The following is a 9,456-nucleotide window of genomic DNA, read 5'->3' as shown; positions in this document are numbered from 1 at the left end:
TGTGGGTTGCTTGCCCTTCATCGTGGGGGACTTTCACCTCCTACTCCTTGCCGGTCTCCCGGCGCACTGACGTATCCATCCCGATGCGAATAATCTGGTCCACGGACGGTCTCCTGTGTTTGAGATCAGCAACGACCTCATTCTGGCACAGCGATGCCGTAAGGGGGCCGTCCACCCCCAACACTTGTAGAGGGAGCATCGGCCCCAAAAGTGCATCCCGCTTTTGGGGCCGATGCTCTAGAGGCCTCGCCTTTTTCCTCCCCTGAACTATTTTCCTGCCTCAGCTTATGGCGCCTCAGGGGATGTCGATGCATCTGGTTCAGATTCTGCTCCCGCTCGCCGACAATGCCGGCCGCCGTTTCGACGGTGCAGCCTATGGACGGGTTCGCACGGAATTATCCGAGCGCTTCGGCGGCATTACGAGCTTCACCCGCGCACCGGCACATGGCGTCTGGAAAGAGGGCGGCCATACGTCCCACGACGACATCGTCGTGTTCGAAGTCATGGCCCGAGAACTCGATCATCCCTGGTGGGAGCGCTACCGCGCGGAACTGGAGCGCCGATTCGTGCAGGAAACCATCGTGATTCGCGCCATCAGGGTGGAAATGCTGTAGCGCATCGTGCGGAACCAGAGGTCTCCGTCGGCGAAAAGTGGACTCGGTGTTGCGCTCCCACCGATGGTCTGACGAGGGAACCTGAGCAGCGCCGCTTCGCTTGTCGTTGAAAAGCGGAGCATTCCAATGGCCAAGCCACTGATCATTTCCATCCCCCACGACCTCGGCCAGGCCGAAGCCATGCGCCGGTTGCACGGCGGCATGACAGGTCTGAAATCCCAGTTCGGGGACAAGGTCGCGTCCATCAACGAAACCTGGAACGGGAACCGCATGGATTTTCGCGTCGGAGCCATGGGACAGAACGTCAATGGCCACCTTGAAGTGATGCAAGATCAAGTGCGCGTCGAAGTGCAGTTGCCGTGGATCCTTGCAGTGATTGCAGAGAAGGCGAAGACCTTCATCCAAAAGCAAGGAACACTGATGCTTGAGAAGAAATGATGCTGGCTATAGCCATGAATAGGCGTTCATGAAGATGAACACAGATGGAACCAAACGGCTCCGTCTGCGTTCTGTAATCGATTGCGACCACGACCCTTCGTTGGTGCGCTTCACTTAAGACATCGCTTTATTCACCCCGGGCCGTGTTCTTCCGTCCGACCGCGACAACACACCTGTATTTGAGGATGGCGCTATGCATGAGCGTTTGATGCCGCAGTCCTATGCCCTTCGTTCGCCTATCAAAGCCAGTTCAGAAAAACCGCTCCTCGTCTGTTTCTCCCACCTTCGCTGGGATTTCGTCTGGCAGCGGCCTCAGCATCTCCTCAGTAGGGCCGTCAAGCATTACGACGTACTGATCATCGAAGAGCCCATGTTCAAGGCCGGCGCGAAGCCTCATATGGATGTGAGCGATCGGCCGCAGGGTGTCACCATTGCCGTGCCGGTTCTTCCCGAGGGCCTGTCGCATGAGGATATTCTCGCAGAGCAGCACGATCTGATCGAGGAGCTGATCGGCCGGGAGGCCAAGGGCCCGCGCGTGTTCTGGTACTACACGCCGATGGCCATGGCCTTTACCAGCGATCTCGAATGCGATCTGTGTGTCTACGACAACATGGACGAACTCTCGCTGTTCCGCGGCGCATCGCAGGAGCTGCTCGACCTGGAAAGTGCTCTTTTCTCCCGCTGCGATCTGGTTTTCACGGGCGGCATGAGTCTCTATGAGGCCAAGCGCCATCGCCATCGCAGCGTCCACGGCTTCCCGTCCTCCATCGACTTCCATCACTTCTCCCAGGCGCGCTCGATCGACAAGGATCCCGACGATCAGGCGCAGATCCCGCATATTCGCCTCGGTTTCTTCGGTGTCGTCGACGAACGCATGGATGTCGATCTCCTGGCCAACGTCGCCGATCTGCGCCCCGACTGGCAGTTCGTGATGATCGGCCCTGTGGTGAAGATCGACCCTTCGGCTCTGCCGCAGCGGCCCAACATTCATTGGCTCGGCGGAAAATCCTACAATGAACTGCCGCATTACCTGTCCGGCTGGGATGTCGGCTTCATGAATTTCGCGCTGAACGAGGCGACGAAGTTCATCAGCCCGACTAAGACGCCTGAATTCCTGGCCGCGGGCGTGCCGGTCGTCTCGACGCCGATCACCGACGTGGTGCGGCCTTACGGCGAGAAAGGTCTCGTCGAGATCGCGAAGGACGCGAAGGACGTGGTTGCCAAGGTCGAGGTTATCCTGGCCCGGCCGAAGGACGCGTGGCTCGCCAAGGTCGACCGTCATCTCATGGCCGGATCGTGGGACAAGACCTGGGCTTCCATGCACAAGCTCATGCTGGATGCCGCCGGCGACAGCAGCACGGCCGACCGTCCCGCCTCGTCCCTTCCCGTTTATGCCACCACGCCTGCGGAGTGATCTGGAATGTATGATTGGTTGATTGTCGGCGCCGGCTTTGCGGGCAGCGTTCTGGCGGAACGTCTTGCCACCGAGCGCAACGAGCGCGTCCTTCTCATCGATCGCCGTCCTCATATTGGCGGCAATGCCTATGACCGATACGACGACGACGGCCTGCTCATTCACCAATATGGCCCCCATATCTTCCACACCAATTCGAAGCAGATCTTCGATTATCTGTCCCGCTTCACGGAATGGCGCTTCTATGAGCATCGGGTGCTGGCGGACGTGGATGACATGCTCGTGCCGATTCCGATCAATCTCGATACGGTCAACAAGCTCTATGGGCTGAACCTTACGTCCGAGCAACTGCAGGACTGGTTCGCCGAGCGGGCGGAAAAGATCGGCGAGATCAGGACGTCGGAAGACGTGGTGGTCTCCGTCGTCGGGCGCGAACTCTACGAAAAGTTCTTCCGCGGCTATACGCGCAAGCAATGGGGGCTTGATCCCTCCGAACTCGACAAGTCGGTGACCTCACGCGTGCCGACGCGCACGAACCGGGACGACCGCTACTTTACGGACGAATTCCAGTTCATGCCGAAGAACGGCTACACGCGGATGTTCGAGAAGATGGTCGGCCATCCCAACATCCATGTGATGACGCAGACCGAATATGACGACGTGAAGAACGTCGTTCCCCATCGCCGCGTCATCTATTGCGGGCCGATCGACGAATACTTCAACTTCCAGTTCGGCAAGTTGCCCTATCGCTCGCTGCGCTTCGAGCATGTCACCCTCGACAAGGCCTGGCACCAGCCCGTGGGCGTCGTGAACTATCCGCAGACCCGTGACTATACCCGCGTCACGGAATACAAGCACCTGACGGGTCAGGAGCATACCAAGACGGCGCTGACATACGAGTATCCATCCGCCGAAGGCGACCCCTACTACCCGATCCCGAAGGCGGAGAACCAGGAACTGTTCAAGAAATACGAGCGGCTTGCCCAGGCGACGCCCGACGTGTGGTTCGTAGGCCGTCTGGCCACCTATCGCTATTACAACATGGACCAGATCGTCGGTCAGGCGCTTGCCACCTTCCGGCGCATCAACGAATCCCTGCCCGTTGGAGCCGATACATCGGCCGTCAAAGTCGTATCGCCCTCGGCGGCTTTGGTTTCCTAACCGACAAAGAGCATTGAACATTCCACGCTAAGAATAGTTGTGGAAGAGCTGTTATAATAGCTCGGAGTTGCATGATGAAACGACCACTGGAGCTTTGGGGCGGTCTGGAATGTACCGTCGCGAGAGTTGGCGACGATTACCGCGATCAAAGCTCAGAAACCGGTCATCATGATCGAATCGAGGATCTCGACCGCATTGCCGAACTCGGCATCCGGACGTTGCGTCATCCGGTGCTCTGGGAGAGAATCTCTCCCGAAAGCCCGGACCGCACGGACTTCTCCTGGCACGATCCGCGTCTGAAGCACCTCCAGACGCTTGGCATTCGTGCCATTGCAGGCCTGTGCCATCATGGCAGCGGCCCGCGTTACACCCATATGCTCGATCCGGCCTGGCCCGAGTTATTGGCGCGCCATGCCGCCAACGTTGCGGAGCGTTATCCGCATCTCGATCTCTATACCCCCGTCAACGAGCCGCTCACCACGGCCCGGTTCTCGGGCCTCTACGGCCATTGGTATCCTCATGGCACAAGCTACGAGGCCTTTCTCAAGATCCTCGTGAACGAGTGCAAGGCGACCGTCCTGTCCATGCGCGCCATCCGCAAGGTTCGGCCCGATGCGCAACTGGTGCAGACGGACGACATGGGCAAGACCTTCTCGACGCCCGCGCTCGCCTATCAAGCCGAGCACGAGAACCAGCGGCGCTTCTTGAGCTTCGATCTCCTGTGCGGCATGGTCGATCGGGATCATCCCTGGTGGGATACATTCCTCCACAATGGTGTCGCGCAGGCCGATCTCGAGCTCTTTCTCGAGGCGGATGCCGCACCGGACATCATCGGCATCAATCACTATCTGACGAGCGAGCGCTACCTCGACGAGCGCATGGCGCGCTATCCCGAGCACCATTGGGGCGGCAACGGCCGGCATCGATATGCGGATGCGGAAGCCGTTCGCATGCCCCTGCCATCCGCCGACCTCGGACCTGCGGCCCGGCTTCGGGAGGTGTGGGAACGCTACAGGCGGCCGGTAGCCGTGACCGAGGTGCATCATGGCAGCACCCGTGACGATCAGCTGCGCTGGCTCATGGAGGTGTGGAACGACGTCAACACGCTGCGTGACGAAGGAGCCGACATCCGGGCCGTCACCGTCTGGTCTCTGTATGGCGCTGTCGATTGGAACAGCCTGCTGACCCGCCGCAACGGCTTCTACGAGCCGGGGCCCTTCGACGTGCGGGCTCCGGAGCCGCGGCGCACGGCGCTCGCCCATGCCGCGGAGGCACTCGCCAAGACCGGCACCTTCGATCATCCGGTGCTCGATCGCGCAGGCTGGTGGAAGCGTGACATTCGTTTCTACAAGCCGCCGGCGAAGCAGTCGAAGTCCTGCTGGCTTTCCGACGAGCCGCGAAAGCTTCTGATCACGGGTGCCAGGGGAACCCTTGGCCGCGCCTATTCCCGTCTGTGCGACTTCCGCGGGCTCAACCACGTGCTGCTTTCACGCCAGGACATGGACATCGTCAACCCCAAGAGCGTCGCCAAGGCCCTTGACTACTATCGCCCGTGGGCCGTGATCAACACGGCCGGGTATGTGCGCGTGGCGGAAGCCGAGCATGACAGACAGGCTTGCTTCAGGGAGAACACCACGGGAGCGGAGGTGTTGGCCAAGGCCTGTGCCGATCTCGGTATTCCTCTCGTCACCTTCTCGTCCGACCTCGTCTTCGATGGAACGCTGGACCGGCCTTACGTGGAGAGCGACAAGGTCAATCCCACGACAGTCTATGGCGAAAGCAAAGCCGAGGCAGAGCGCAGGGTTCTGGAGGCGCACGACAAGGCTCTCGTCTTGCGCACGAGCGCTTTCTTCGGCCCCTGGGACCGCTACAACTTCATCTGGTCGATCCTCAACACTTTAAGCAGCGGCGAACGCGTGGAAGCCAGTGTCGATGTTGTGTCTCCCACATATGTGCCCGACCTCGTGAATACCTCGCTCGATCTCCTGATCGACGGCGGCACAGGCATCTGGCACATGGCCAATATCGGCGAGACCTCCTGGCGCGAACTGGCTGCCATGGCGGCCGAGCGTGCAGGCTTCAATCCGGAACTCGTGACGGATGCGGACGATATGCCCGGCCTCAATACGGCCCTGTCCACGGAACGTGGCATTCTGATGCCGCGACTCGAAAGCGCCCTCGACCGGTTCTTCATCGATAGTGAAGTGGAGTGGTCGGACGAAGTGATGAAGACGGCTGCCGAGTAAAACCTTCCTGGTCGGGCATTCCAGGCATGGCTGACCTTATGCCCGACATGCTTCTTGAGAGTGAATGAAAAGGCGGCCAGAACGATCTGGCCGCCTTTTGATGTTCGCGACGGGAAGCCTTACGCGGCTGCCTCCGCGGCTCGAACGGCTTCCTCCAAGCGAGCTGCCCGAGACTCGATGGCCAGCTCCACCAGAGCGTCCATCAGGATCGTGGCGGTCGGATCGGCCAGAGGCTCGTCGCGGAACAGGCGCAGGGTCGAAGCGACGAGACGCCCGCGGCCGTAGGACCGTTCGACGCCGAGCGCCACCGGCTTGTGGATCCAGCCGACCACGAGACCAGCAAACACGCGCGCCTGGAAGTCGAGCAGGTTGCAGTTCGCGATCACATAATCCGGCAGCACCCGGTCCATGGTCTCGTCGAGCAGCGGACCTGAGGGGAAGCGGGCGAAATGACCCGAGCGCCGCAGCCAGCCGAACGACGACGCCCAGTCGCCGGACCAAAGCGTGCCGGCACGGGCCTGCACCTTCACCGCCTGCCAGTGCGGGAAGAACGGATAGAGGGTCATATCCTCTTCCGGCAGGAGCAGAAGCTTGGCACCCGCGCGCACATGATCCGCAATGGCCTTGTTGTGCGTGCGGGAGACGATCAGGGTCGATTCCTCGAAGGCCCGGGCGAGATTGTAGCCAAGAGCCCGGAAGCGCTCCCGGATATCCTCATCCGGCGACCACACCAGTTCGCGCGCATGAACCGGCCGCGTGCGCTTGGGATGAATCGCGATGTCGTGATGGTTGTGCGCGATGACCCGGCCGTCTGCGGTGCGCAGGTCGAAGCCGATGCGCCGCAGCGAGGGCTCGTCCATCTCGGGCAGGCGAACCTCGATGCGACCAATATCGAGCACGTTCGGGGCCTCAAGACGGGGCAGGGACAGTGTCTGGGTCTCGCCGGAGACGGAGATCTCCAGCGTGCAGTCTTCCAGAACCGGCCCGGCGCCATGGGCAATCGCCAGGTCGAGGGCGACCGTCTCGCCGGACCAGTAGGCGGCACGCTCCCATTTCGGCACGATCACCGTGTCCGAATTGATGATGTGGAAGAGCTCGTGAAACACGCGCGGGTTGCGGCGCATGTCGAGAAGGCCGTTGGATTCCCAGTGGCAGTCATGCAGCTCGGTGATCACGTAGCCGGCGAGATTCGGCTTCCGGCGCATGGACTCGATCTCGTATTTCAAGGCGCGGAACTGCTGCCACTGAGCCGCAATGACGAAGCGGCGCAGATCGCCGAAAACCCGGTCCAGGCTCCAGTCCGAGAAGCGGTTCTCGACGCCGTGGGCGTACATCACGCCCTCGCCCCAGTCGTGCCCGGTCTCGAACCACCAGGGCTCCTCGCCCTTGGCGTCGCGCAGGTCCTTCGGATAAGGCAGGCCCCAATTGCCGAACTCGGAGCACATCAGCGGCTCGCGCCCCGTGATCACCGCGTCGCCATGGGGCGAGTAGAGCCAGGAGGCGCGGCTCGACAATTCGTCGACGAACTGGTCCCACTGGTCCCGGTGATCGGGATAGGCGGCGTAGAAGTGATAATCCGCGATGTCGGATTCCACGTGGAAGCTCGGTGCGAGCGGCGAATTGTCGACCACGAGGCGCGTCGGATCGTAGGCCTTGAGCCAGGCGAAGGTGCGCTTGAGCCAATCGCGGTGATCGGCATCGTTGACGAGATCGACGCCCCAGTTCTCGTTGATGATCGTCCAGATGATGATCGAAGGATGATTGCCGTCGCGGTCGACGATGCCCTTCAGCAGCTTTTCCTTGCGCCCGCGCGAGCGGTCGGTGGCCATGCCGCCATTGGGAAGCTCGGTCCAGATGAGGATCCCCATCCGGTCCGCCACCTCGTAATAGCGCGGATCGGCCGCCTTGATGTGGCAGCGCAGGCAATTGAGGCCCAGCTCCTTGGCCTTGCGGAACTGATCTTCGAGAAACTCCACCGACGGAACGGTGCAGATCGTATCTGGATAGTAGTCCTGGTCGAGAGCGGAGCGCAGGTAGAGCGGCTCACCGTTGAGATAGAACTTGCCGTTGCGCGTCTCGATGGAGCGGAAGCCGAAATGGTCCGCGATCTCGTCCTTCACCTCGCCATTGCGGATGAGTTCGAGACGGATGCGGTACAAGTTGGGGTGGTCCGGCGACCAGGCGCGTACATCGTCGAGCGTGAACTCGAACGGCATGGAGGTGACGCCCACCTGCGTCTCGTGCATCTCGTCGAGCACGATATCGCCCGAAGGGTCCGTGACCTCGATACGGATCTGTGTCGCGTCCGTGAGCGGGCGCGCGAAGAACACTCCCGAGGTCACCCGTCCCGTCGTCAGATTGGGAACGAGGCGGACACGGGTCATGTGATCGGAGATGCGGCGCTCGAGATAGACTGGCTGCCAGATGCCGGACAGAGGGCCATACCAGCTCTGCTTGCCGAACGGGATTTCGGCGAAGGGCGAATCCGGAAACTCGGCCGGGTTGTCGGTCGGGCTGTCGACCCGGACCTTGATCTCGTTCGCGCCCGGCTTGAGATGGGAGGTCACATCGAACGAGAAAGGCAGGAATCCACCCTCGTTATGGCCCACTGCCTCGCCGTTGATGAAGACCTTGGTGTTGTGGAAGACCGCGCCGAGGCGGATCCAGATGCCGTCATGCAGCCAAGCTTCGTCGATCTCAACAGTCCTGCGATAGATGCCGATGCCGGCCCGCATGCGGAGATCCGAGAACTGGGCCTGCCATGGACTTGGCACCGTGATCTGGCGAACCTCCGCCGGGCCCGACAGACGGTCGTCGGCCACGTGCAAAAATTCCCAAGTCCCGTCCAGATTGATGCGATTGTCCTGCATGACCTCTCCTTGAATCAGAGATTACCCAAGGGTTTCGAAAGCGGCGAAAACATGGCTGAAGGCGAGCGGAGCGGGAAGGCATCCCGCCTGCGACATCGCGTGTCACTGAAGCGCGTTCGAACCATTGGCCCCTCGTCTCTGACCGTAATTAGTGACCCGTTTCGAACAACGGAGAAACGCTTCTTTTGATCCCGGGGTGGGACGGGCCGGAGCCTCCGTCCGGCCGGGAGGCAGACTGTCCAGGAACCGGCTCTTCCATCTCGCGTTGCCCTGATGAGACCGAGCCTTGCTGCTCGCCCGACAAACCGCATTCTTCAAAGAGGCTACAGATGGCTCAACAGATTCCCGACGATCGGGCCCGACAGGGAGCATCCGGACGCCCCGTTCTGGGCGTTCTGATCGGGTCGCTTCTGCTCCTCGCCGTTGCCGTTTCCGGTTACATGATCTGGGCTGGCTCGACATCTCCCGACGATCCGGGCACCGATGCGGCCCGCGCCAACGTGACGGGTTCCACGACCGGCTCGTCCGATGCCAACCCCACCAACCGGATCACTCCCGCCAATCCGGCCTATCCTGCGCCCGGCGCCCAGCCTTCGGCCAACGAACCGCCGAAACAATAACGGGTTTTCCCTTAGGGAAGCCGGGAGAGGCGTTCGCCTCTCCCGGCTTTTTTGTTGCGCTTCGTCCGTCGGGCGGCGACTTTTCGCCGTAAT

Annotated in this window: 7 protein-coding genes; 6 read left to right on the top strand and 1 reads right to left on the bottom strand. The window is 61.2% G+C overall.

Going from position 1 to position 9,456, the window contains the following annotated elements; genetic code table 11:
• Positions 1–308: 308 nt before the first annotated feature.
• The 5 genes from FS320_RS09860 to FS320_RS09840 all read left to right on the top strand — a co-directional run bounded on the left by FS320_RS09860 (position 309) and on the right by FS320_RS09840 (position 5,873).
• A complete protein-coding gene (locus tag FS320_RS09860) occupies positions 309–614 on the top strand; it encodes a hypothetical protein (RefSeq protein ID WP_152711271.1) in 306 nt (101 codons plus the stop codon).
• Positions 615–740: 126 nt separating this feature from the next.
• Entirely contained in the window at positions 741–1,052 is a 312-nt protein-coding gene (locus tag FS320_RS09855) for a polyhydroxyalkanoic acid system family protein (RefSeq protein ID WP_152711270.1), read from the top strand.
• Between the two features lie 193 nt (positions 1,053–1,245).
• The gene (locus FS320_RS09850; RefSeq protein WP_152711268.1) at positions 1,246–2,466 is read left to right on the top strand and encodes a glycosyltransferase; all 1,221 of its coding nucleotides are present in this window, start codon (positions 1,246–1,248) and stop codon (positions 2,464–2,466) included.
• A 6-nt stretch (positions 2,467–2,472) separates the two neighbouring features.
• Positions 2,473–3,627, top strand: coding sequence for a UDP-galactopyranose mutase (glf, locus tag FS320_RS09845; RefSeq protein ID WP_152711266.1), 1,155 nt, complete (start codon positions 2,473–2,475; stop codon positions 3,625–3,627).
• 71 nt (positions 3,628–3,698) lie between these two features.
• The gene (locus FS320_RS09840) at positions 3,699–5,873 is read left to right on the top strand and encodes a family 1 glycosylhydrolase (protein ID WP_244627059.1); all 2,175 of its coding nucleotides are present in this window, start codon (positions 3,699–3,701) and stop codon (positions 5,871–5,873) included.
• 119 nt (positions 5,874–5,992) lie between these two features.
• On the opposite strand, the gene FS320_RS09835 is transcribed toward FS320_RS09840, so the two are convergent.
• Positions 5,993–8,743, bottom strand: coding sequence for a glycoside hydrolase family 2 protein (locus FS320_RS09835; protein WP_152711264.1), 2,751 nt, complete (start codon positions 8,741–8,743; stop codon positions 5,993–5,995).
• 329 nt (positions 8,744–9,072) lie between these two features.
• Between FS320_RS09835 and FS320_RS09830 the strand changes: the two genes are divergently transcribed.
• Positions 9,073–9,363 (top strand): hypothetical protein, encoded by a 291-nt coding sequence (locus FS320_RS09830; RefSeq protein WP_152711262.1) that lies wholly within the window; start codon positions 9,073–9,075, stop codon positions 9,361–9,363.
• Positions 9,364–9,456: the final 93 nt, after the last annotated feature.

The organism is Microvirga tunisiensis (genome assembly GCF_009296175.1).
GTDB lineage: Bacteria > Pseudomonadota > Alphaproteobacteria > Rhizobiales > Beijerinckiaceae > Microvirga > Microvirga tunisiensis.
Note: the sequence above shows the minus strand (reverse complement) of the source record. Positions and strands in the feature narration are given on the sequence as shown.

Coding starts and splice junctions, on each gene's coding strand:
- FS320_RS09860 (WP_152711271.1), top strand. CDS start 309: ATGCATCTGGTTCAGATTCTGCTCCCGCTCGCCGACAATGCCGGCCGC.
- FS320_RS09855 (WP_152711270.1), top strand. CDS start 741: ATGGCCAAGCCACTGATCATTTCCATCCCCCACGACCTCGGCCAGGCC.
- FS320_RS09850 (WP_152711268.1), top strand. CDS start 1,246: ATGCATGAGCGTTTGATGCCGCAGTCCTATGCCCTTCGTTCGCCTATC.
- glf (WP_152711266.1), top strand. CDS start 2,473: ATGTATGATTGGTTGATTGTCGGCGCCGGCTTTGCGGGCAGCGTTCTG.
- FS320_RS09840 (WP_244627059.1), top strand. CDS start 3,699: ATGATGAAACGACCACTGGAGCTTTGGGGCGGTCTGGAATGTACCGTC.
- FS320_RS09835 (WP_152711264.1), bottom strand. CDS start 8,743: ATGCAGGACAATCGCATCAATCTGGACGGGACTTGGGAATTTTTGCAC.
- FS320_RS09830 (WP_152711262.1), top strand. CDS start 9,073: ATGGCTCAACAGATTCCCGACGATCGGGCCCGACAGGGAGCATCCGGA.